Genomic DNA, 22,955 nt, shown 5'->3' with positions numbered 1-22,955 from the left:
TCTCCCTAGAAGTTGGTACGTATGGTGCCAACGACACGGTAGTCCCGGTCCACCAGCGGGAGAACGCGCCATTTGTCGAACGCCGTGCACGGGTGGGAGATGCCGAAGGCCAGCAGGTCGCCGGGCTTGAGCCCGGCCGCGCGCACCACGGTGTGCTGGTCCTGCATCTTCACGACCGTGACGCCGCCGCGGCGCGGGATCGGCAGCCCCTCGTCGTAAGGGGCGTCGCGCTTGCCCATGCCCACGATCGCCAGCTCCGGCTCGGGCACCGACAACACGTGCGCCCACACCTCCAGCGCCGGGCGCAGCTCGCCCTCGATGCGGTTGAACGGCGTGCGCTCGCGGTAGTAGCCGTCGTCATGGGTGACATAGGCGCCGCTGCGCAGCAGGATGCGGGCCTGCGCGGCGACCAGTTCGCGGCCGATCACGTCGAACCACTGGCTGCCGCCCACGGTCAGAATGGGGTTCCTGACCCGGACGTATTCGACGGCCTCCTGCAGCGCGTCCAGATATTTCCGGACCTCTTCGGCCGTACGCAGGCCGCCCTCGTAACCGGCGACCCCGGCCAGCTCCACGCCGGGCGTGGCCTGCGCGTAGGAGGCCACCTCCAGCAGCTCGTCGAGGGACCGGCACCCGGCCCGCCCGCCCTCGTGCCCCAGCTCCACCAGGACCCGGAACGGCCGGGCCCCGGCGTGCGCGGCGAGGATGTCGATCCCGGCCCTGGAGTCGGCGAAGCTCAGGAACTCGAACTCCGGGTCCCGCTCCAGCTCGTGGGCGGCCCAGGTGAGCCCCGCCGGATCGACGACCTGGTTGGCCACCATGATCCGGCCGGCCCCGAAGCCCCTGACCACGGCGGCCTGCCGGGTCGTGGCCACGGTGAGGCCCCAGGCGCCCGCCGCGAGCTGCATCGCGGCGATCTCGGGCGACATGTGCGTCTTGGCGTGGGGCGCCAGCTCCATGCCGTGATCGCGCACGAACCCCGCCATCGTGGCGATGTTGTGCTCCAGCGCGTCCCGGTGCACCACCATGGCGGGGAATTCGAGCCCGCCGTCGAAGACCGATTGGCCGAGAATCGCCGGCACAACACCCCCTTCGTCCGGTCTGACCTTATCGCTCAGGAGGCCCGCAGCGCGCGCCCCGGTGTGGCCCCGGTCAGCTCTCCGCCCGCCAGCACCGGCACGCCGGCGACCAGCACGTCGCCGACCCCCTCGGCGAGCGTGCGCGGAGCCGCGTACGTCGCCCGGTCGCCCACCTTGCCGGGGTCGAGCACCACCACGTCGGCGGCGTAGCCGCGGCGGATCAGCCCCCGGTCGCCCAGCCCGAACCGCCGGGCCGGCCGCGCGGCCAGGTGCAGCGAGGCGTTCGCCCACGTCCAGTCGCCCAGCTCCCTGACGTGCCGGCCGAGGTATCGGGCGAAGGCCCCGAAACCGCGCGGGTGCGGGTGGCCGCCCACGTAGATGCCGTCGGAGCCGCCGGTGTGGGCGGGGTGGCGCAGCATCTGGCGTACGGAGTCGTCGCCCTGCGGTCCCTCGTCGGGCCGCGCGATGACCACCCCCGCCTCCAGCCGCGTCTCGACCAGCAGCCGCCGGCAGAACGCGGCCGGCGCGGACCCCGCCCGCTCGGCGGCTGCCTCCAGGCTCAGCCCCTCGGCCCATTCCAGGCCGGGCGCGTGGGAGATGGTCAGCCGGGGCCAGACCTCGCCCAGCGTCGGCCACCAGTCGTCCAGCTCGTCGGAGGCGATCATCTTCATCGCCGTCTCCGGCTCGGCGCCCGGCACGGACGGCGGCAGCGCGACCATCGCCAGGATCGTGTTGCCGCGCTGGTAGGGGTAGGTGTCGAAGGTCAGGTCGACGCCCTCGCCGAGCGCCCCCTCGACCAGCGGCAGCAGCACGCCGGCCGGCCCGTGCAGATGCGAGACGTGCACGCGCGCGCCCGAGCGCCGCGCGATCTCCAGGACCTCGGCCATGCCCTCGCCGGCCCGCTCGCCGTAGGCGCGCATGTGGGTGACGTACGGGAGCTCGCCGAGCGGCGCGCACAGGGCGGCCAGCTCCTCGGCGTCGGCGTAGCGGCCCGGCAGGTATTCCAGCCCGCTCGACAGCCCCACCGCGCCCTCCGACAGCCCCCGCTCGACGTGGCGCAGCATCGCGGCCAGGTCGTCGCGCCCGGCCCGCTCGGGCGAGGGCCCCATGACGTCGTAGCGGATGGTGCCGTGGGGCAGCAGGTATGCCGTGTTCAGGGCCACGGCCCGGTCGTAGCCGGCGAGCAGCTCCGCCACGGTCAGCGGGCCCTCGGCGGTGAGGGCGCCGTTGACGGCGGCGAAGTAGCGGGAGGCGTAGGCCACCGTCGCGGCGGAGCCCGGCGCGAAGGAGAGGCCGTCCTGTCCCAGCACGAACGTCGTGACGCCCTGCCGCAGCGCCGCCAGCTGCACCGCCGGGTCGAACACGGCCGCGTCGCCGTGGGCATGGCAGTCCACGAAGCCGGGCGTGACGAGCCGCCCGGTCGCGTCGATCACGGTGGGGGCCCAGGCCCCGGGGAGTCCGCCGAGCACTGCGATCTTGTCATCCACGATCGCCACATCGGCCCGGTAGGGAGGGGCGCCCGTGCCATCGAGCACCTCTCCGCCGGTGATCAGAACGTCGAAGCTCACCCCTGGATTCAATCAGAGCGGTGCCCTGCCGCGAGGTCACATCGCGCCACCTCACGCACGGGATGTTCGGCCAGCAGTTCGCGGGCCTGCCAGCGGGCCAGGTTCCAGCCGTTCCACGGGTCGGGCCGGTCCAGCCCGTTGGCCCGCACCACGGCCGTCAGCACGCAGCTGCGCTGCGGCTCCGGCAGCCGGTCGAGCGCCGGCACCGCCTCCGCGCCGAGGTCGCCGAGGTAGTCGGAGTCCATGTTCGTCACGCCGCGCACCTGCACCTGCGTCTCGGCCACCCGCAGGTCGGGGTTGACCAGCGCGAACGCCCCCAGCCCCAGAGCGGTCACCAGCACGACCGTGCGGGGCAGCCAGCCGGAGCCGCGGCCCGTCAGCCGCGCCGCGCCCGCCAGCAGCACCAGCGCGAACAGCGCGCCCAGCCACCACACCGCGGCCTGCACCGACAGCCGCAGCCGGGACAGGCCGTAGGCGTCGGTGTAGAGGTTGATCCGGTGCAGGGCGGAGACCAGCACCACCATGGTCAGCCCGCACAGCAGGCCGAGCAGCACGGCCAGCGCCCAGCGCTCGCGCCGCTCCACCCTCAGCAGGCCCGCCGCCACCGCCACGACGCCCAGCACGAACACGCTGACCACCACGAGCTGGAAGAAGCCCTGCCTGGCGTACTCGGCGTAGGTCAGCCCCGCCGTCCGCAGCACCAGCCTGTCCCCGCCGAACAGCACGGTGATCTGCACCGCCACGAACGCCGCGAACAGCAGGTTCACCGCCGTGAGCGGCACCAGCCAGACGCTCCTGCTCACCCGGAACCTGGTGTCCGGCCCCACCGGGTCCACGACGGGCCGCAGCGCGACCAGCACCGCCGCCGCCGGCAGGACCGCGAACAGCGCGAACAGGAAGATCCGCAGCGGGATCGACTCGGCCCAGTCCGGCGCGGTGGTCAGCCGCTCCACGTACGCGGCGAACACCGCGTCGGCCGAGGCGAACAGCAGCCCGAACACCAGCAGCAGCACCGCCGTGATACCCAGCGCGGCCAGCGTCGGCAGCACCCGCCGCCGCGCCGTCAGCCGCTTGATCGGCTGCGCCAGGAACCACGGCACCGGCCCGAGCGCGAGCAGCACGGACATGCCGCCCCTGATCACGCCCAGCCAGCCCGTCCCCGCCCCCGAGACGGCCAGCGCGCCCAGCCCGGCCCCCGCCACGAGCAGGATCCCGACCAGCCAGTCGGCGTCGCGCACCGCGGCCATGGAGACCAGCCAGTACGCGGTCACCCCGAACGCCACCGTCCACGGCGTCACCCGCCGCGCCACCGCCGGCAGCGCCGCCGCGCCCAGCACCATCGCGACCAGCACGATGCCCAGCCCGATCTGCGCGTCGGGCAGCGCGACCGCCGCGAACACCCCGGCCCCCGCGGCCGCCGGCAGCAGCCAGCGGGGCGCCTCGGGCAGCTCGGGCCTGGGGAAGAGCGGCGGCGGCACGTAGGCCGGCGGCGCTCCCCCCTGCCCCCGGTACGGCGCCGCCCCCTGGTAGCCCGCCCCCTGGTAGGCCGCCCCCTGGTAGGCCGCGGCCGCAGCCCGCCGTCCCGCCCCGGCTCCCATGGCGGCGCCGAGGCTGCCCATGAGGGCGACACACCCGATCAACGTCACGAGGGCCAGCCCGTCGCCCACGGTCACGCTGGCGAGCACGGCGGCGAACATGCCCACCAGGAACCCGACGAGCATCCCGGTGACCCCACCACCGATCATCCTCGCCAGGCTCCCCACCGGCAACGGAGCCCCCGGCCGATGCCCCCGGACCTGCGTCCCCCCGGCCCCGGGCCCCGCCGCGACGCCGGGTGCGGCGGCGGTCGCGGACTGGGTGGTCGCGACGGCCGCGAGGTCCGCCAGGGCTTCGCCGGCGCCTCCGGCCACGGCGACTCCGGCCCCGGAGCCGGCCGTGGACGCGGAGGCGGATCCGGCAGCCGCGGCGGTCGTGGAGGCGGCCGGGGAATCGCTCGGCGCCGGGGCGGTAGGTGCCGGGGCCGCGGTGGCGTCGGCCGTGGCCGTCACCGGTGCCGGGGTGGGCGCGGTGTCCTCCGGAGCGACTCGCGCTGCGGGGTCCTCCGGAGCGCGTCGCGCCGGCTCCTCGCGCGCCGGCGGCTCCTCCGCCGTGGCGTCGTGCGCCGGCCGCTCCTCGTCCCCCGTGCCGTGCCCGGCCGGCAAGGGCCCGTCAGCCATCCTCGTCCTCCCAGGTAGCTCGACGACCATCCGGCATCCGGCGCAGTCGTCGATGTGAATGGATCCCCCGTGCAGCTCGACGATCTCCTTGACGATGGCCAGCCCCAGCCCGGCTCCCCCGGCGTCGGCGGCCCGCCCCGCGTCCAGCCGGGAGAAGCGCTCGAACACGCGACCCCTGGCCGAGGCGGGGATGCCGGGCCCCTGGTCGGCGACCGCGAGCCGGACCCCGGCCCCCTCGGGAGCGCTGTGCACGGTCACCACCCCGCCGGGCGGGCTGTGGCGTACGGCGTTGTCGAGCAGGTTCGCCAGGACCTGCGCCAGCAGGTCGGGGTCGGCCCGCACCGCCAGGTCGGCGGGGACCGACGGCCGGATCGTCACGTCCTCGCGCGCCAGCGCCGCCTCCCGCACCGCCTGCTCGACGAGCGGCGCCAGCTCGACGGCCTCCGGCTCGATCAGGCGGGTGCCCGAGTCGAGCCGCGACAGGTCCAGGAGCTGGGCGACGAGACGGCCGAGACGTTCGGTCTGGGCCAGCGCGGTGCGCATGGTGACCGGGTCGGGCGCGGAGACGCCGTCCACGACGTTCTCCAGGACCGCGCGCAAACCGGTGATGGGGGTGCGCAGCTCGTGGCTGACGTTCGCGACCAGCTCGCGCCGCTGGCGGTCCACCTCGCCGAGGTCGGCGGCCATCGCGTTGAACGCCCGGGCCAGCTCGCCCACCTCGTCCCGCGAGGTGGCGCTGACGCGCAGGGTGTAGCTGCCCTTGGCGATGGTCTGGGCGGCGCGGGCCATCTGGCGCAGCGGCTTGGTCATGCCCATGGCCAGCACCTGCACCATGATCAGCGCCAGCACCACCGCGACCGCGATGCGCACCTCGCGGGAGAAGCCGGAGTTGATGCCGACCTCGTTCACCACGAACGCGGTGCCCACGGCGAGCACGATCACGATGCCGAGCTTGACCTTGATCCGGCCGAGAAAGTCGAGAGGGTTCATCGCCGCACCGCGCCGGTCTCCGCACCGTTCACGGCCGCGCCGGTCATCGCCGCGCCGATCGTCCGCCGCAGCGTGCTCATCGTCGTACCAGGGCGTAGCCGACGCCGTGCACGGTGCGCACGACGTCGGAGCCCAGCTTGCGGCGCAGCGCGCGGACGTGACTGTCCACGGTCCTGGTGGCTGCGGCCTCGGAGAAGCCCCAGACGTCCGACAGCAGCCGGTCGCGCTCGAAGACCTGCCCGGGCCGCTCGGCCAGGCGGCGCAGCAGGTCGAACTCGGTCCTGGTGAGCTGCGCCTCCGCGCCGCGCACGAACACGCGCCGGGCCGCGGTGTCGATCTCGACCTCGCCCACCCTGATCACCGTGTCCTCGGCCGCGAGCTGGGCCGCCCGCTCCACCCGCCGCAGCAGCGCGTGGATCCTGGCCACCAGCTCGCGCATGCTGAACGGCTTGGCCAGGTAGTCGTCGGCACCGACGCCCAGCCCGACGAGCACGTCGGTCTCCTCGCCGAGCGCGGTCAGCATGAGGACGGGCACCGGCCGGGCCGCCTGCATCCTGCGGCACACCTCCAGCCCGTCCATGCCGGGCAACAGCCGGTCGAGGATCACCAGGTCGGGTTCCGCGCTGCCGTACTGGACGAGGGCGTCCTGCCCGTCGCCCGCCACCCTGACGTCGAACCCCTCGGCCGCCAGCCTGTTCCGTACGGCCAGCGCGATCGTCACGTCGTCCTCGACCACGAGGATGCGTCGCTGCTCTGCCACGTACGAAAGCCTAGAAGCGGCCTGTGCAGACGACACTCCTAAATTCGTGCACATACGGTGCAGACTTGGCGCGTGAACACTGCCGGATACCTCCGCCGCCTCGGCCTGGCCAGCCTGCTCGACGCCCCCGCCGGCTCCGGCGCCCTGCGCGCGCTGCACGTCGCGCACGTGGAGAGGGTCGCGTACGAGGCGCTGGAGATCTGGCTCGGCCGGCCGACGACCGTCGATCCGCTGGAGTCGGCCGAGCGGGTCATCCGGGGCCGCGGCGGCTACTGCTACCACCTCAACGGCGCCTTCTCGCAGCTCCTCATCGCGCTCGGCTACCGGGTGACCCGGCACGTGGGCGGCGTGCAGAAGCGCGGCGGCGAGCCCGGCGTGAGCGGCAACCACCTGGTGCTGACCGTGCGCGGCCTGCCCTCCGAGGCCAACCCGGGCGGCGAGTGGCTGGTGGACGTGGGGCTCGGCGACGCCCTGCACGAGCCGCTGCCGCTGGTGGCGGGCGTCTACCGGCAGGGCCCCTTCGCGTACGTGCTGCGCCCGTCGGAGGTCGCGCCCGGCGGCTGGCGGCTCGACCACGACCGCACCGGCTCGTTCGAGGGCATGGACTTCGGCCCGGACCCGGTGGAGATGTCGGCCTTCACGGAGATGCACCACCAGCTGACCACGTCCCCGGAGTCCGGGTTCGTGCGGACGGCCGCGGTGCACCGGCGCGACGCGTACGGGGTGGACAGCCTGCGCGGGCTGCACCTGACGCGGCTCGGGAACGGCGCGCACACGGTGACGCTGGGCACCGCGCGCGACTACTACGCGGCCCTGGCGGACGTGTTCCTGCTGCCGCTGGACGACGTGAGCGGCGCGGAGAAGGACCGGCTCTGGCGCAAGGTGCACGAGTCGCACGAAGCCTGGCTGGCCGGCGACGCCTCCTGAGGGACGTGCCGATGGTCACGTCGCGTTCCTGGCTATATCGTGCACGTGGACATGGGTGAGACCAGGAAGCTGAACGGTCGTTACCGGTTGCTCAACCCCCTGGGCGCCACCGGCTCCGTCCGCCTGGCCTTCGACGAGACCGAGCACCGCGACGTCGCGGTCAGGCGGCTGCGCGTGCCGCCCGAGCTGCGCGACGCCGCCCTGTTCGAGGGGCGCAGGGCCGCCGGGCTGCGCCACCCGTTCGTGGCGCGGGTGCTCGACGTGCTGATCGAGGACGGCGCGCCCTGGCTGGTCATGGAGTTCGTCTCGGGGGCGTCGCTGGAGCGGACCGTGCGCTCGCGCCGCCCGCTGCCGATCGCGCAGGCGGCCAGGGCCGGGGTGTGCGTGCTGTCGGCGCTGAGCGCGGCGCACGAGGCGGGCATCGTGCACGGGCGGGTCGATCCCGGCAACGTGCTGCTGACGCCGACCGGGCGGGCGGTGCTCACCGGGTTCGGCTCCCCCAGTCTCAGCATGTTGCCGTCGGCCGACCTGTGGTCGCTGGCGGCCACGCTGCACTTCGCGGTCGAGGGCCGCCCGCCGGGCCAGGTCCCGGCCGAGGGGCCCGACCCGTTCCGGTCGCTGATCAGGGCGATGCTGCATCCGGCGGGGCCGCCGCCGCTCGACGTCGTGCGCGAGACGCTCGACCGGCTGGCGGTGGACCGGCCGCTGGACGCGGTGGTCGCGGCGTCGGGGCCGCTGCCGCCGGCCGAGGTGGCCGTGATCGGGCTGGCCGTGCTCGACCGGCTGACGGCCTCGGGCGGATTCCACGGCGGCGTGCAGCCGGGCAACGTGCTCATCGACGACTCGGGGCGGGCCCGGCTGACGCCGCTGACCCGGGCGGGCACGCTGCCCGCCTACACCGCGCCGGAGGGCGCGGCGACGCGGGCCGCCGACCTGTGGTCGCTGGGGGCCACGCTGTTCACGGCCGTCGAGGGCGTGCCGCCCGCGCCGGGGGCGCCGCTGGCCCGGGCGGGGGCGCTGGCCCCGATCCTGTTCGCGCTGCTGTCCGGCGACCCTTCGGAACGTCCCACACCGGACGAGCTGCGCCGTGACCTGCTGGCCGTGGCCGAGGGGCGGGCTTGACCCCGCGCACAACGATTGCGATACATCGCGTTGTGGAACCACAGGGGTGGGTCCACTCGTTGGGCAGGAGACGCAGAATGTGGAAGAGGCGGGGCGCGCGCTCCGCGTTCGGAGGATTGAGGATGTCGCCCATACAGAAGTACGCCATCGGCGCAGGCGCCGCCGTACTGCTCTCGTGGATCTTTCTTCCCGGGTGGCTCACCCTGCTGGTCGTCCTCGGCGTGGTCGCCGCCCCGGTGGTCGGCTACCTGATGCTCGACCCGTCGCAGCGCGAGCGGCTCAAGAGGGCGCGCAGGCGCGGGATCGGCAGCTGAGCCCCCGGCGGCGGGGGCCCGGGGACCTCGGGCCGGGTCAGGCCTCCGCCGCGGCCGGCGCGTTCAGCACGCGCTGGGTCACCTTCCGCTCCACGTAGAACGACAGGAACGGCACCGTGCCGCCGAGCATGATGCCCAGCATGTACGGCCATGACCAGCGCGCCTTCATGCCCAGGTTCATCACCGCGATCAGATAGATCATGTAGAGCCCGCCGTGGATCGGGGCGATGATCTTCGACAGGGCGGCCTGGTCGAAGCCGTAACGCAGCACCATGCCGACGCAGAGCACGAGCAGCATGACGCCGACCACGTACGCGAGCACCCGGAAGGGTTTGAGAGCCGATTCCACCGTTAACCTTCCAGAACCATCTCAGGGGACGACTTGCCGCGGTCCCGGTCGCTCCGCACGGCGTCGCGTACGAAGTGGAACCACATGAAGACGGCGAATCCAGCGAAGATCCACCAGTTGGCGGCGTATGCCAGGTTACGCCACGTGAGGGTGCCGCCGACCACCGGCGGATCCACCTTGACCTGCGTCAACGCGCCCGAGGGCGGCTCGGCCACGACGAAGCCGGTGCGCACCTGCTGCCCGCTCCACAGGTTGACCAGCTCGCCCGTGGAGACCGTCTGCACCTGGCCGGCGGGCAGCGCCTCGGCGCGCCGCTGCACACTGTCGGTGCCCTGCTGCGGGCGCAGCCGCCCGGTCACCGTGACCCGGCCCTCCGGCACGGCCGCCACGGCGGGGTCGTCGGCCTTGGCCGACCAGCCGCGCACGACCGGCACGAGCGTGCCGTCGTCGAGCTTGAGCGGCGTGAGCACCCAGTAGCCGTGGCCGCGCGAGACGTTGCCGCCGGGGGCGTCGACGTCGGCGCGCCGGTCGGCGACCAGGAGCTGGCGGCCGGCTTCGTAGACGCCCTCCGCGGTGACCCGGCGGCCCACCGCCTCGCCGCTCATCTGGGCGGCCACCTGGGCGAGCGTGCCGACGGCGACGGGCGCGGGGTCGGTGGCGGCGTGCGGCTTTCCCGAATCCTGGAAGACGCCGAGCTGCCAGCGCCCGAGCAGGATGAACGCCACGAGGACCCCGATCGTGAGCAGGTGCAGCCCCAGCAGCCGGGGCGAGAACAGGGTCCTGAGCATGCCTTTAAAACTATCCGCCCGGTGGGGTGGTTCCCCAACCAGCCCACACCTACAGATCCCACCAAAAGACGCAAACGGAACAGGGGATCACGCTAGGCTGCTCCCCATGTCTGACCAGCAGCACATCGACCCGGCGGGCAACACCCAGGCTTTCCGCGCGTTCGCCAACGCGCGGGAGCAGGAGAACACGGCCCCGCCCAAGAAGTCGCCCCTCGTTCCCGTCATCGCGGTGGTCGTCGCGCTCGTGATCGTCGGCGTCGCCGCCTTCCTGCTGCTCCAGTAGGCATACCGGCAGCTTCCACCCGCCGCGGGGGCCGTGGCGGGTCTTCGTCGTTCCCGGAGACATTCGTTCTGGACCGGACGGGAGACGCTGACTATATTGGACCAATCGTCCAATAAGCGACGCTCCCGGGAGGACCAGTGGGTGAGCCAGGGATCGTGATCGTCGGGGCCGGATTCGCCGGGATCTGCATGGGCATCAAGCTCAAACAGGCCGGCTACCACGACTTCGTCATCCTGGAGAAGGCCGCCGAGCCGGGCGGCACGTGGCGCGACAACACCTATCCCGGCTGCGCGTGCGACGTGCCCTCGCACATGTACTCGTACTCGTTCGCGCTGAATCCCGGCTGGTCGCGCATGTTCGCGCCGCAGGAGGAGATCCGCGACTACCTGCGCTCCTGCGTCGCCGCGTACGGCCTGACGCCCCACATCCGGTACGGCGCGCAGGTCGCCTCCCTGGAGTACGACGACGCCGCCCGCGCCTGGACCGTCACCACCGAGGCCGGCGGCGTCCTGCGCCCGAACGCGGTCGTCTCGGCCATCGGCGCCCTCCACATCCCGAAATTTCCGGAAATTGCGGGGCGGGAGTCGTTCGCCGGTCCCGCCTTCCACTCCGCCGCGTGGGACCACTCGGCCGACCTGACCGGCAAGCGCGTCGCGGTCATCGGCACCGGCGCCTCCGCCATCCAGTTCGTCCCGAAGATCGCCCCGGCCGCCCGCCACCTGACCGTCTTCCAGCGCACGGCCCCCTGGATCCACCCCAAGCCCGACTTCGCCTTCTCCCCCGCCGCCCGCCGCCTCCTGCGCCTGCCCGGCGCGGCCCGGGCCCTGCGCGCCGGCATCTACTGGGCCCTGGAGAGCCGCGCCGCGGGCTTCGCCGTGGACCCCCGGCTCATGAAGCCCCACGAGCGCCTCGCGCTGCGGCACCTGCGCGCGCAGGTCCCCGACCCCGGGCTGCGCCGCGCCCTGACCCCCGACTATCTCATCGGCTGCAAGCGCGTCATCGTCTCCAGCGACTACTATCCGGCCCTGACCAGGGAGAACGTCTCCCTGGTCACCGACGGGGTCACCGAGATCCGCGAGCGCTCGCTGGTGGACGCCACCGGGACCGAGCACCCGGCCGACGTCATCGTCTACGGCACCGGCTTCAAGGTCACCGACGCGCTGGCCGAGCAGCGCATCATCGGCAGGAACGGCCTGAAGCTCCAGGACGCCTGGCGCGACGGCATCGAGGCCTACCACGGCATCGCCACCGCCGGCTTCCCGAACCTGTTCTTCCTGCTCGGCCCCAACACCGGGCTCGGGCACAACTCGGTCGTCTTCATGATCGAGTCGCAGGTCCGCTACGTCATCGAATGTCTTCGCCTGCTCTCCCGCACCCAGGCCAGGGCCCTGGACGTGCGGCCGGAGGCGCAGCGCGCGCACAACGACCGGCTGCGCGCCCGGCTCGACCCCCTGGTCTGGAACGCGGGCGGCTGCCGGTCGTGGTACCTGGACGAGCACGGCGTGAACCGGACGATCTGGCCGGGCTTCAGCTTCGAGTACTGGGCGCGCACCCGGAGGGTGCGGCCCGGCGCGTACGAGCTCATCTACTGAGCGCGCCCGCCCCGGGCCCTCGTCCCCGGGCCCTCGTCCCCGCCCCTGCTCGTCCCGGGCTCTGTCCGTCCCGGGCCCGATCGTCCCGGGCGGGCTCATCTCCTGGGCGAGACCACCAGCGCGCTGCCGCCGCCCCGGCGGGCCGGCTCGGCCACCGCCTGGATCCGGCCCCTGCCCACGAACTCCAGCGCCGTGGCCGCGCCGATCTCCGGGTTGGGCGCGAAGCTGTGCCCCCGGGCCTCCAGCTCGGCCTGGTGCGCGGCCAGGAACGCCGGCTCGGCCTGCGTCTGCGCGGTGTTGCGCTGGGTGGCGCGCGGCGCGGCCACCGCCTCGGGCAGGCTCATGCCGAACTCGTAGCGGTTGACCAGGATCTGCAGCACGGTCGTGATGATCGTGGAGCCGCCGGGCGAGCCGGCCGCCAGCACCGGCCTGCCGTCGTCGAACACCAGCGTCGGCGCCATCGACGAGCGCGGCCGCTTGCCGGGCCCCGGCAGGTTCGGGTCGCCGGGCGCGGGGCCGAAGGTGAAGTCGGTCAGCTCGTTGTTGAGCAGCACGCCACGGCCCGGCACGACGATGCCGTTGCCGCCGGTGGACTCGATGGTCAGGTTGTAGGCGACCACGTTGCCCCACCGGTCGGCCGCGACCAGGTGCGTGGTCTCGGGGCCCTCCTGCGCGACCGGGGCGGCCTGGCCGGCAGGCCGGGCGCACGGCCCGTACGAGCCGTCGGGGTCGCCGGGCGCGGCCGGGTGCGCCATGGCGCGGTCGCCGATTTGGCAGGCCCGCTCCTTGGCGAAGCCGTCGGACAGCAGCTCCCGCAGCGGCACTCCGGGGATGTCGCCGACGTACTTGCCGCGGTCGGCGAAGGCCAGCCGGGACGCCTCCAGGTACTCGTGCAGGCCGACCTCCGGCAGCGCCTCCAGGATGTTGAGCGCCTCGCCGACGGTCGAGCCGCCGGAGGAGGGCGGGGCCATGCCGTACACGTCGAGGCCCCGGTAGGAGACCTTGGTGGGCTCGCGCAGCAGGGCGCGGTAGGCGCGCAGGTCGGACAGCTCCATCAGGCCCGGCCGCACGTTGCGGGTGCTGCCCGGGGTGAGCGGCGGCTTCTTGACCGTGGCCACGATCTCCCTGCCGAGCTGCCCGCCGTACAGCCAGGCGGGGCCGCGCCGGCCCAGCTCGCGGTAGGTGGCGGCGAGCTCGGGGTTCCTGAAGACCGAGCCGACGGGCGGCGGGGCGCCGCCGGGCAGGTAGAGCTTGGCCGTGCTGGCGATGTCGGCGAAGCGGGCGGCGTTCGCGGCGGTCTGGTCGTGGAAGGTCTGATCGACCACGAAGCCCTTCTCGGCCACCTCGATCGCCGGCTGGAGCGCCTGCCTGAGCGACATCGTGCCGAACCTGCGCAGGGCCAGGTCCCAGTTCGCGACCGTGCCGGGCACGCCCGCCGACAGGCCGCTGGTGACGCCCTCCTCGAACGGCACGCCCTCCAGCGAGGTGGCCGTCATGGCGCGGGGCGCGGTCTCGCGGCCGTCGATCGTGAAGACCTTCCGCTTCCCGGCGTCGTAGTAGACCATGAAGCCGCCGCCCGCCAGGCCCGCGGAGTAGGGCTCGGTGACGCCCAGCACCGCCCCGGCCGCGACGGCGGCGTCCATGGCGTTGCCGCCCCTCCTGAGCACGGCGATGGCGGCCTTGCTGGCGTCGAGGTCGACGGTGGCGACGGCGCCGCCGTACCCTTCGGCGACGGGGACCTTCTGCGGTGGCCGTGCCTGCGCGGCGGGCGCGGGCACGAGCGAGACGAGGACTGCTGCTGCGGGAATGATCGCACGGCGCATGGTCTCCACGATGGCCCAGCTACGCCCGTCGTGGTAGGGCCTCCTCACACAAAGGGATGATGTGCTGGTCAAAGGGGTGATCTAGCGTGGGTGAGGTGCGCACCAAGTACGTTTTCGACCCCTACCTCGCCCTGATCGTGGCCGTGGGCCAGCTCGTGATCGGCCGGGGCGCCTCCTGGGGTCAGGCGGACACGCGCGAGCCGCTCGACCCCTACGCGTACGCGCTGCTGCTGGCCGGCCCGCTGGCGATCCTGCTGCACCGGCGCTTCCCGCTGCTCACCACCGCCGTGGCGCTGGGCGCCTGCGACCTGTTCCTGATCGGCGGGTACGCCTACGGCCCCAGCTTCATCAGCCCCGCCGTGCTGCTGGTCCTGCTGGTGCTGCGCGGCCGGCGGCTGATGGCCTGGTTCATGGCCGGGATGACGCTGCTGTCGTTCCTGGCCTACGCCTGGCTGGTCGGCAACCGCGACCCGCTGCACAGCGTCTGGATCCTGACCTCCATCATGCTGCTGATGGTCGTGGCCGAGCTGGTCAGGACCGTCAGGGAGCGCCGGGCCGAGCGCGAGCGGATCGCCGAGGAGGAGGCCAGGCGGCAGGCCAGCGAGGAGCGCCTGACCATGGCGCAGGAGCTGCACGACGTGCTGGCGCACAACATCTCGCTCATCCACGTGCAGGCCTCGACCGCGCTGCACCTCATCGACGCCAACCCCGAGCAGGCCAGGACCGCGCTGGCCACGATCAAGACCGCCTCCAAGGAGGTGCTCGGCGAGATGCGCTCGGTGCTGAACGTGCTGCGCGAGGGCGCCCCGCGTTCCCCCACCGCCGGGCTCGACCGCCTCGACGAGCTGATCGAGCGCTCGGGGCTGAAGGTGACGCTCAAACGGGTCGGCTGCCGGCCGCTGCCCTCGCAGGTGGAGCGGGCGGCGTACCGGATCGTGCAGGAGTCGCTCACCAACGCCGGCCGGTACGCGCCCGGCTCGCAGGTGCGCGTGCGCCTGGAGTACGGCGAGCGGGAGCTGACCGTCCAGGTGACCGACAGCGGCGCCCCCACCGCGGCCGTGCTGACCGACGGCGACACCGCGGCGGCGGTGCCCGGCAGCGGCAACGGCATCCCCGGCATGCGCGAGCGGGCCTCCGCGCTTGGCGGCACGCTGGTCGCCGGCCCCACCGGCGCCGGCTTCCAGGTCGAGGCCCGGCTGCCCCTACCCGAGGAGACCTCATGATCAAGGTTCTGCTGGCCGACGACCAGGCGCTGGTCCGCGCGGGCTTCAAGGCGCTGCTCGACGCCCAGCCGGACATGACCGTGGTGGCCGAGGCGTCCGACGGCGCGGAGGCGGTCCGGCTGGCGGGCGAGCACCTGCCGGACGTCGTGCTCATGGACATCCGCATGCCGGGCACCGACGGCCTGACCGCCACCCGCCGGATGCCGCCGGGGCCGCACATCATCATCCTGACGACGTTCGAGCTGGACGAGTACGTCTTCGAGGCGCTGCGCGGCGGCGCCAGCGGCTTCCTGGTCAAGGACACCGAGCCGGCCGAGCTGATCCAGGCGGTGCGGGTGGTGGCGGCCGGCGAGGCGCTGCTGTCGCCCAGCGTGACCCGCCGGCTGATCGCCGAGTACGCCTCCCGAGCCAAGGCGCCCGTCGCCGCCGACGGCCTCGACCAGCTCACCGAGCGCGAACGCGAGGTGCTCGCCCTGGTCGGGACCGGGATGACGAACGACGAGATCGCGGCCAAGCTGTTCATGTCGCCCGCCACGGCGAAGACTCACGTGAGCCGGGCCATGATGAAGCTGCACGCCCGCGACCGCGCCCAGCTCGTCGTCATCGCCTACGAGTCGGGCCTGGTCAAGCCGGGCTGGTTGTGACGCCCGTCAGGGACCGCCGCCCGCTGGGCCAGGCGCAGAGACGCCGAGGCGCCCCGCCACCTGGTGCTCAACCTCCTGGCGCGCAAGCAGCCCGACCCCGTGGCGCGGCTCATCGACCAGCTCGGCATCGACCGGGCGGCCGTGAGCAGCCGCATCGCCGCATGACGAAATCCGGTTGATCGCGGGCCCGGCCGCTGCCATGGTCGGAGGATGCGGCGCACCTACGACGATCTGGTACGCGAGGCCAACGCCGCCTCCGTGGCCGGCTGGGACTTCTCCTGGCTCGACGGCCGGGCCACCGAGGAGCGGCCCTCCTGGGGCTACACCCGGCTGCTGGGCGAGCGCATGGCGGGGGTGCGGGCCGCGCTCGACATCCAGACCGGCGGCGGCGAGATCCTGGCCGGTCTGCCGAAGCTGCCCCCGGTCACCGTGGCCACCGAGTCCTGGCCGCCCAACCTGGCCCTGGCCGCCGCCCGGCTGCGCCCGCGCGGCGCCCGGGTGGTGGCCGACGACGAGGAGCCGCGCCTGCCGTTCGCCAGTGGCGTCTTCGACCTGGTGAGCAGCCGGCACCCGGTGGAGACGTGGTGGGAGGAGATCGCCCGCGTGCTGCGGCCCGGCGGCACCTACTTCTCCCAGCAGGTCGGCCCGTGGAGCGTGACCGAGCTGACCGAATACTTCCTCGGGCCCCACGAGGGCGGCCACCGCGACCCTGGGCTGGCCGCGGCTGCGGCCGGGGCCGCCGGGCTGAAGGTCGTCGACCTGCGCTCCGAGCGGCTGCGGATGGAGTTCCGCGACATCGGGGCGGTGATCTACTTCCTGCGCAAGGTGATCTGGATCGTGCCCGGCTTCTCCGTCGAGCGCCACGCCGACCGGCTGCGCGAGCTGCACGACCGGATCGAGGCCGAGGGCCCGTTCGTGGCCCACTCCTCCCGCTTCCTCATCGAGGCGAGGCGGAGCGACGACCCGGCCGCGTGACGCCGCGTGACGCCACGTGACGCCACGTGACATGGCGACCGGCGCCTGACGGACGAGGGCCAGGCGGCCCGCTACGACCGTCGTCGTACGCCCGGCCCGCCCCGCGCACTCCGCACGGAGCAGCGCGGGCAGGGCCCGCGGGGCGATGCGCCGCGCGATCCTCCGGCGGACCCTGGAGTCACACGTCAAGGAGGAGAACATGAACGCTCTGATCATGCCGGGACCGCACTGGGGCGCGGCCGGAGGCATCGCGCCCGTCTTCCCCATCATCTGGGCCGCGCTCTGGATCGGCTTCCTCGCGCTGGCCGTCGTGGGCTGGCGCAAGGGCTGGTGGGGGCCGCGCCGCGCGCAGGCCGCCACCGCGCCCGCCGCCTCACCCGCCGCCTCGCCCACCGCCTCGGCCGAGCAGATCCTGGCCGAGCGATACGCCCGGGGCGAGATGACGGACGAGGAGTACTTCGAGCGGATGAGTGTGCTCAGGGGCGCTTCGTCATAAACGTCACCGTGAGTGCGACAAGTGTCACTGGCCGCAGCCGTAGGGCCGCGTTACTTTTCGAGTACCGGCCCGAAAGAGAGTGGGGGCGAGAATGCGGTCCATCGCCAGGTTCTGCGGCCAGTGCACCCCCTGAGCACCGACGCCCTCACCCTGCTGGCCGGCGGTCTGGCCGCCGGCCTGGTCGCCGGCACCGCCACGTGCACGGCGGCGCAGGGCGGGCTGCTGATGGGCCTGGCCGACGGCCGCCCCGGGCGCGATCCGGCGGTGCTGGGCTGGTTCCTGGCGGGGCGGCTGGCCTCGTACACCGCGATGGGGGCGCTGCTCGGGCTGCTCGGCTCGGTGGTCAGCCTGCCGCCCCAGGCTCGGGCGGTGCTGCTCGTCGTGGCCGGCGTCACGGTCGTCGGCTTCGCGATCCGGCTCATGCGCCACCAGGGCTGCGCCGCGCCGCCGCCGCGGGCCCCCTCCCGCTACCGCGCGCCCCTGCTGGGCGCGGCCACCGTCCTGGTGCCCTGCGGGGTGACGCTCGGCGTCCAGCTGATCGCCGTCTCCAGCGGCTCGCCGCTGGCGGGCGCGGCGGCCATGGCGGGGTTCGTGGCCGGCACCGCCCCGGCGTTCGCCCTGCTCGGGTACGTGCTGCGGCGCGTCTCCCGCACCCGGCTGGCCCGCCTGGCCGGGGTCGTGGCCGTCGGCGCCGGCCTGTGGACCGCCGCGGCCGGGGTCAACCTGGGCGGCTGGATCTCCGCCCCCGCCCCCGCCGCGGCCGGCCCGGGAGCGCTGTCGGTGACCGTGTGGGCCACCCGCGAGGGCTACCGGCCGGCCATGGTGACGGCGCGGGCGGGCGTGCCCGTCGAGGTGGTCTTCAAGCGGGCAGACCAGGGCTGCACCGGCACCGTGGCGATCGCCGGGCGCGACGTGGCGCTGCCGGCCACCGTACGGTTGCCGCCGCAGCCGCCCGGCCTGCTGCGTTACGCCTGCGGCATGGGAATGTACGCGGGCTTCATCAACTTCTCGTAGAACCTTGTCCGTGATTACGGTTCGCGATCGGCCGATCACATGCCAGTCTGTCGCCATGCCCTGGGAAGAGGAGGTGGCGGCGGCCGTACCGGCGCCGCGGGTGGGAGACGAGCCCGAGCTGCTGGCCGCCGCGCGGGCGGGTGACGCGCTGGCGGCGCACCGGCTCGGCAAGCTCTACGCCCAGTCCGGCGACCGCGCCGCGGCCCGGCTCTGGTGGGAGCGGGCCGCCGCGGGCGGCAACGTCGACAGCGCGTACAACCTGGGCATCTGGCACGAGAAGCACGGCAGCCTGGAGGACGCGGTCACCTGGTACGAAGCCGCCGCCAGCACCGGCGACGCCGAGGCCGCCACCAACCTGGCCCTGCTCCTGCTGGAGCAGCGCGGCGACGCCCCGGCGGCCAGGGTCTGGTTCGAGAGCGCGGCCGGCGCCGGGTCCCGGACGGCCGCCCGCAGGCTGGCGCTGATGTGCGAGGAGGCCGGCGAGCTGGGCACGGCGCGCGAGTGGCACCGCAGGGCGGCCGAGCGCGGCGACGCGGCCTCCGCCTACGACCTGGGGTTCCTGGCCTACTGCTCCGGCGACGAGGCCGAGACCCTGCACTGGTGGGAGTGCGCGGCCCGGGGCGGGCACGCCGACTCGGCGTACTGCCTGGGCCTGTTCCTGCACGCCAGCCGCGACCCGGAGGGGGCGGAGGCGTACTACCGGCTGGCCGCCAGGAGCGAGCATCCCGGCGCGGCCTCGCGGCTCGGCGGCGTGGCGCTGTCCAGGGGCGACCTGCGCACCGCGCGGGCCTGGTTCGAGCAGGCGGCCGGGGCCGGGCGCGCCTACGACCAGCGGATGGCCGGGTTCGTCTGCGTGGAGCTGGGCGACACGGCCGCGGCCAGCCACTGGTTCGGCCGGGCGGCGGCCGCGGGAGACGCCGAGTCCGCCTTCGACTACGGCCTGCTGCTCATCGCCGAGTTCGGCGACCTGGCGGGCGGGCGCCACTGGTTCCGGCAGGCCGCGCGGGCCGGGCACCACGAGGCCGCCGTGGAGCTGGGCGGGCTGCTGGCGGTGGCCGGGGAGCACGGCGAGGCGCAGGCGTGGTTGTCGGACCCGCCGCCGCCCTCCCGGGGCCGTCCCGCCGAGCCGGAGCTGACCGCCAGGGCGGAGCTGGCCGCCGCCGCCATCGGGCGCGGGGGCGGCGTGCCGCCGGCCGTGGCGGACCTGGCCGAGGTGCTGGGCACCTGGGACCTGGTGACCAGGCCGCTGCACGACCACTCCGACGTGCTGGCGTGGCTGGCGGAGCGGAGCGGGGTGCACCCGAGCGCGGTCGAGCACCTGGCGTCGGTGCGGGGCACGCTCGTGCGGCCCGGCAGCGCGCCGTGGCCGAGCCCCGGCGAGCTGCAGCACGTGCTGACCACGGCCCGCGACCTGCGGCGGCGGCTCGGCGTACGGTAGCGGACGCCTGTCCCGGCCGCCCGGACGTGACCTCGGCGGGGTTCCGGGCGCGGGCGGGCGCTCAGCGCTGGCCCAGGTGGAACAGGTGGCCCTCGTCGTCCTTGAAGACCGCCGACCAGCCCCACGGCTGCCGCGAGGGCGGCTGGGTGAACTCCACGCCGCGCGCCACCAGCTCCTCGTGCGTCTTGACGATGTCGTCGGCGTGGAACATCACGTAGCCCGGCAGGTCCTCGGCCGGTGCGGGCCGGCCGGGAGCGGCCTGGTGGACGACCAGGCGGGTGCCGCCGCCCGGCGGTTGGAGCTCGATCCAGCGGTGCTCGCCGTACGGCATGTCGCGGGCGACCACGAAACCGACCTTGCCGGTCCAGAAGTCGAGCGCCCGCTGCTGGTCCTCGACGTAGATGGTGACCTGGCTGATGCCGAGCGTCATCGCTCCTCCTCGGGTGGACTCCCGGCCCATTGTGCCAACGGAGGGCACGGCCGGCGCGGCAGCCGCGCCCTCCCCTGTCTCAGGCCACCTCGGAGACCGGCGTGTACGGCAGGCCGAGCGCCTGCGCGACCGGCTCGTTCGTCAGCCGCCCGCCGTGCGTGTTGAGCCCGCCCGCGAGCCCGGCGTCGGACTTGACGGCCTCGCGCCAGCCCAGGTTGGCCAGCTTGACCGCGTACGGGAGGGTGGCGTTGGTCAGGGCGTACGTGGAGGTGTTGGGCACCGAGCCCGGCATGTTGGCCACGCAGTAGAAGACCGACTCGTGCACCTTGTACGTCGGGTCGGCGTGCGTGGTCGGGCGCGAGTCCTCGAAGCAGCCGCCCTGGTCGATGGCGATGTCGACCAGCACGGAGCCCGGCTTCATGCGCGCGACCAGGTCGTTGGAGACCAGCGTCGGGGCCTTGGCGCCGGGGATCAGCACCGCGCCGATGACCAGGTCGGCGTTCAGGACCTCCTGCTCGATGGCGTACGAGGTGGACACCAGCGTCTTGAGCCTGCCCTGGTAGATCGCGTCGATGAAGCGCAGCCGGTCGATGTTGGTGTCGAGGACGGTGACCTCGGCGCCCATGCCGACGGCGATCTGCGCGGCGTTCAGGCCGGAGACGCCGCCGCCGATCACGGCGACCTTCGCCGGCGCCACGCCGGGCACGCCGCCCGGCAGCACGCCCCGCCCGCCGTTGAACCGCATCAGGTTGTACGCGCCCACCTGCGGCGCCAGCCGCCCGGCGACCTCCGACATCGGGGCGAGCAGCGGCAGCGCGTTGCCCACCTGGACGGTCTCGTACGCGATGCCCGTCGTCTTCGCGCGGAGCAGCGCGTCGGTGCAGGGGCGGGAGGCGGCCAGGTGCAGGTACGTGAACAGCACCAGGCCCTCGCGCAGCCGGTGGTACTCCTCGGCGATGGGCTCCTTGACCTTGAGCACCATGTCCGCCTCGGCCCACACGGCGTCCGCGCTGTCGATGATCTTCGCACCCGCCGCGAGGTACTCCTCGTCGGTGATCTGCGAGCCCAGGCCCGCGCCCCGCTGTACGGTGACGTCGTGCCCGTTGCGCACCAGCTCGTGCACGCCTGCCGGGGTTGCGGCGACGCGGTATTCGTGGTTTTTGACCTCGGCTGGAACGCCGATCTTCATGGCGGTGAGTCCTTTCGGGAGCCGGCACTCCGTCGTACCGGGTTGAGGGGTGTGCATGGCGGGCCGGAGTGAGCGGCCCGCCACAGGGTGGCGGCCCGAACGGCGGCTAGAGCTTGGCCCATGCCTCGCCGAGCACGCCGCGCAGGATCTGCCCGATCTCGTCGAACTCCTTCTGTCCCGCGATCAGCGGCGGGGCGAGCTGGATGACGGGGTCGCCGCGGTCGTCGGCGCGGCAGTAGAGCCCCGCGTCGTACAGCGCCTTCGACAGGAACCCGCGCAGCAGCCGCTCCGACTCGTCGGCGCTGAACGTCTCCTTGGTGCTCTTGTCCTTGACCAGCTCGATGCCCCAGAAGTAGCCGGAGCCGCGCACGTCGCCGACGATCGGCAGGTCGCGCAGGTCGTCGAGGGTCTGGCGGAAGCGCGGCTCGTTGGCGCTCACGTGGCCGAGGAGGTCCTCGCGCTCGAAGATGTCCAGGTTGGCCAGCGCCACGGCCGCCGAGACGGGGTGCCCGCCGAAGGTGTAGCCGTGGGCGAACATGGTGTCGCCGTCCTTGAACGGCTCGAACAGCCGCTCGTGCGCGATCATTGCCCCGATCGGGGCGTAACCGCTGGTCATGCCCTTGGCACAGGTGATGATGTCGGGCACGTAGTCGAACTTCTGGCCGCCGAACATGGTGCCCAGCCGGCCGAAGGCGCAGATGACCTCGTCGGAGACGAGCAGGACGTCGTACTCGTCGCAGATCTCGCGCAGCCGCTGGAAGTAGCCGGGAGGCGGCGGGAAGCACCCGCCGGCGTTCTGGACGGGCTCGGCGAAGACGGCGGCCACCGTGTCGGGGCCCTCCATCTCGATCGCGCGGGCCACCCGCTCGGCGGCCCAGAACCCGTACTCCTCGGGGGTCATGCCCTTGACGCCGGTGATCTCGTCGGCGCGGTAGTGGTTGGTGTTCGGCACCCGGACCGACCCCGGCACCAGCGGCTCGAACATCTGCTTGAACGCCGGGATGCCGGTGATCGACAGCGCGCCCTGCGGGGTGCCGTGGTAGGCGATCTGGCGGCTGATGACCTTGTGCTTGAGCGGCTTGCCGACGAGCTTGTAGTACTGCTTGGCCAGCTTCCAGGCGGTCTCGACCGCCTCGCCGCCGCCGGTGGTGAAGAAGACGCGGTTCAGCTCGCCGGGCGTCATGGCGGCCAGCCGCTGGGCCAGCTCGGCCGCCTTGGGGTGGGCGTAGGACCACAGGGGGAAGAACGCCAGCTCCTGGGCCTGCTTGGCGGCGGCCTCGGCCAGCTCCTGGCGCCCGTGGCCCACCTGGACCACGAACAGCCCGGCCAGGCCGTCGAGGTAGCGCTTGCCGTGGATGTCGTAGACGTACGATCCCTCACCGCGCACGATGGTCGGGATCTCGGACTGCTGGTAGGCACTGTGCCTGGTGAAGTGCAACCACAGGTTGTCCTGCGCGGCCTTCAGGACGTCGTGTTCCGGCTGCGTCATGGTTATCGTCCCTCGTGTCTCAACTCCTCACAGTCTGCAGGTTAACCTGGGGATCTGCCAAGCGAATCGGTCGCAGCACTCTGCAAGAAAATCGGTTTCCGCAGAACCGCTATGTAACGACAACGAAATCCGCAGGTTAGATTAGCCCACGGGTCAAGACCTTCCCAGGCTCGTTTCCGCAGCGCAGGGCCGGTTGTGATCCAATGAGACGAACCGCTGTGAACTAGCGTCAACAGCCCAGAACCG

The 22,955-nt window shown here is 73.4% G+C and carries 21 protein-coding genes; 11 read left to right on the top strand and 10 right to left on the bottom strand.

The genetic code is table 11. The features are described from left to right. Positions 1-5: 5 nt before the first annotated feature. From IO39_RS23460 to IO39_RS23445, 4 genes are all read right to left on the bottom strand, one after another. Entirely contained in the window at positions 6-1,082 is a 1,077-nt protein-coding gene (locus IO39_RS23460; protein WP_245642162.1) for an alanine racemase, read from the bottom strand. A gap of 32 nt (positions 1,083-1,114) precedes the next feature. Then, complete coding sequence (locus IO39_RS23455; RefSeq protein WP_043627123.1) at positions 1,115-2,647, bottom strand: N-acyl-D-amino-acid deacylase family protein; 1,533 nt, start codon at positions 2,645-2,647, stop codon at positions 1,115-1,117. An 8-nt stretch (positions 2,648-2,655) separates the two neighbouring features. Beyond that, positions 2,656-5,853, bottom strand: a complete 3,198-nt coding sequence (locus IO39_RS23450) for a DUF4153 domain-containing protein (protein WP_043627121.1) — start codon at positions 5,851-5,853, stop codon at positions 2,656-2,658. A gap of 76 nt (positions 5,854-5,929) precedes the next feature. Next, on the bottom strand, positions 5,930-6,613 hold the full coding sequence (locus tag IO39_RS23445) for a response regulator transcription factor (protein WP_281200124.1): 684 nt from the start codon (positions 6,611-6,613) through the stop codon (positions 5,930-5,932). Positions 6,614-6,685: 72 nt separating this feature from the next. Between IO39_RS23445 and IO39_RS23440 the strand changes: the two genes are divergently transcribed. The 3 genes from IO39_RS23440 to IO39_RS23430 all read left to right on the top strand — a co-directional run bounded on the left by IO39_RS23440 (position 6,686) and on the right by IO39_RS23430 (position 8,976). After that, positions 6,686-7,540, top strand: a complete 855-nt coding sequence (locus IO39_RS23440) for an arylamine N-acetyltransferase family protein (protein ID WP_043627118.1) — start codon at positions 6,686-6,688, stop codon at positions 7,538-7,540. A 51-nt stretch (positions 7,541-7,591) separates the two neighbouring features. Next, complete coding sequence (locus tag IO39_RS50895; protein ID WP_157548794.1) at positions 7,592-8,662, top strand: protein kinase domain-containing protein; 1,071 nt, start codon at positions 7,592-7,594, stop codon at positions 8,660-8,662. A gap of 122 nt (positions 8,663-8,784) precedes the next feature. Then, positions 8,785-8,976 (top strand): tail-anchor membrane protein, encoded by a 192-nt coding sequence (locus IO39_RS23430; protein WP_043627116.1) that lies wholly within the window; start codon positions 8,785-8,787, stop codon positions 8,974-8,976. A 37-nt stretch (positions 8,977-9,013) separates the two neighbouring features. Here the strand turns inward: IO39_RS23430 and IO39_RS23425 are convergent, their stop codons facing one another. Then, complete coding sequence (locus IO39_RS23425) at positions 9,014-9,325, bottom strand: DUF3817 domain-containing protein (protein WP_043627113.1); 312 nt, start codon at positions 9,323-9,325, stop codon at positions 9,014-9,016. A gap of 2 nt (positions 9,326-9,327) precedes the next feature. Next, a complete protein-coding gene (locus IO39_RS23420; protein ID WP_043627111.1) occupies positions 9,328-10,113 on the bottom strand; it encodes an SURF1 family protein in 786 nt (261 codons plus the stop codon). Between the two features lie 106 nt (positions 10,114-10,219). Here IO39_RS23420 and IO39_RS56100 point away from each other — a divergent pair, with 106 nt between their 5' ends. Together IO39_RS56100 and IO39_RS23415 are read left to right on the top strand one after the other, a co-directional pair. Further along, positions 10,220-10,396, top strand: a complete 177-nt coding sequence (locus IO39_RS56100) for a hypothetical protein (RefSeq protein ID WP_169789102.1) — start codon at positions 10,220-10,222, stop codon at positions 10,394-10,396. 137 nt (positions 10,397-10,533) lie between these two features. Beyond that, complete coding sequence (locus IO39_RS23415; protein ID WP_043627109.1) at positions 10,534-11,988, top strand: flavin-containing monooxygenase; 1,455 nt, start codon at positions 10,534-10,536, stop codon at positions 11,986-11,988. Positions 11,989-12,083: 95 nt separating this feature from the next. Here the strand turns inward: IO39_RS23415 and IO39_RS23410 are convergent, their stop codons facing one another. Continuing rightward, positions 12,084-13,859 carry a gamma-glutamyltransferase family protein gene (locus IO39_RS23410; RefSeq protein ID WP_439331480.1) on the bottom strand — a complete coding sequence of 592 codons (1,776 nt, stop codon included), beginning with the start codon at positions 13,857-13,859 and terminating at the stop codon, positions 12,084-12,086. A 47-nt stretch (positions 13,860-13,906) separates the two neighbouring features. Between IO39_RS23410 and IO39_RS23405 the strand changes: the two genes are divergently transcribed. From IO39_RS23405 to IO39_RS23380, 6 genes are all read left to right on the top strand, one after another. Then, on the top strand, positions 13,907-15,034 hold the full coding sequence (locus tag IO39_RS23405) for a sensor histidine kinase (RefSeq protein ID WP_043627217.1): 1,128 nt from the start codon (positions 13,907-13,909) through the stop codon (positions 15,032-15,034). After that, positions 15,031-15,678, top strand: a complete 648-nt coding sequence (locus tag IO39_RS23400; RefSeq protein WP_043627106.1) for a response regulator transcription factor — start codon at positions 15,031-15,033, stop codon at positions 15,676-15,678. The genes IO39_RS23405 and IO39_RS23400 overlap by 4 nt, the downstream gene beginning before the upstream one ends. A 210-nt stretch (positions 15,679-15,888) precedes the next feature. Continuing rightward, on the top strand, positions 15,889-16,653 hold the full coding sequence (locus IO39_RS23395) for a class I SAM-dependent methyltransferase (protein ID WP_043627104.1): 765 nt from the start codon (positions 15,889-15,891) through the stop codon (positions 16,651-16,653). 199 nt (positions 16,654-16,852) lie between these two features. Then, positions 16,853-17,149, top strand: a complete 297-nt coding sequence (locus tag IO39_RS23390; RefSeq protein WP_211267130.1) for an SHOCT domain-containing protein — start codon at positions 16,853-16,855, stop codon at positions 17,147-17,149. Between the two features lie 120 nt (positions 17,150-17,269). Continuing rightward, the gene (locus IO39_RS23385; protein WP_052423274.1) at positions 17,270-18,163 is read left to right on the top strand and encodes an urease accessory protein UreH domain-containing protein; all 894 of its coding nucleotides are present in this window, start codon (positions 17,270-17,272) and stop codon (positions 18,161-18,163) included. A 55-nt stretch (positions 18,164-18,218) separates the two neighbouring features. Then, on the top strand, positions 18,219-19,601 hold the full coding sequence (locus tag IO39_RS23380) for a tetratricopeptide repeat protein (protein ID WP_043627101.1): 1,383 nt from the start codon (positions 18,219-18,221) through the stop codon (positions 19,599-19,601). A 61-nt stretch (positions 19,602-19,662) separates the two neighbouring features. On the opposite strand, the gene IO39_RS23375 is transcribed toward IO39_RS23380, so the two are convergent. The 3 genes from IO39_RS23375 to IO39_RS23365 form a co-directional block, all read right to left on the bottom strand. Then, positions 19,663-20,031, bottom strand: a complete 369-nt coding sequence (locus IO39_RS23375; RefSeq protein ID WP_043627099.1) for a VOC family protein — start codon at positions 20,029-20,031, stop codon at positions 19,663-19,665. A 79-nt stretch (positions 20,032-20,110) separates the two neighbouring features. Continuing rightward, complete coding sequence (gene ald, locus IO39_RS23370; protein WP_043627096.1) at positions 20,111-21,220, bottom strand: alanine dehydrogenase; 1,110 nt, start codon at positions 21,218-21,220, stop codon at positions 20,111-20,113. A 106-nt stretch (positions 21,221-21,326) separates the two neighbouring features. Then, positions 21,327-22,709, bottom strand: coding sequence for an aspartate aminotransferase family protein (locus IO39_RS23365; RefSeq protein WP_043627093.1), 1,383 nt, complete (start codon positions 22,707-22,709; stop codon positions 21,327-21,329). Positions 22,710-22,955: the final 246 nt, after the last annotated feature.

It is taken from the genome of Nonomuraea candida (genome assembly GCF_000725485.1).
Lineage (GTDB): Bacteria > Actinomycetota > Actinomycetes > Streptosporangiales > Streptosporangiaceae > Nonomuraea > Nonomuraea candida.
Note: the sequence above shows the minus strand (reverse complement) of the source record. Positions and strands in the feature narration are given on the sequence as shown.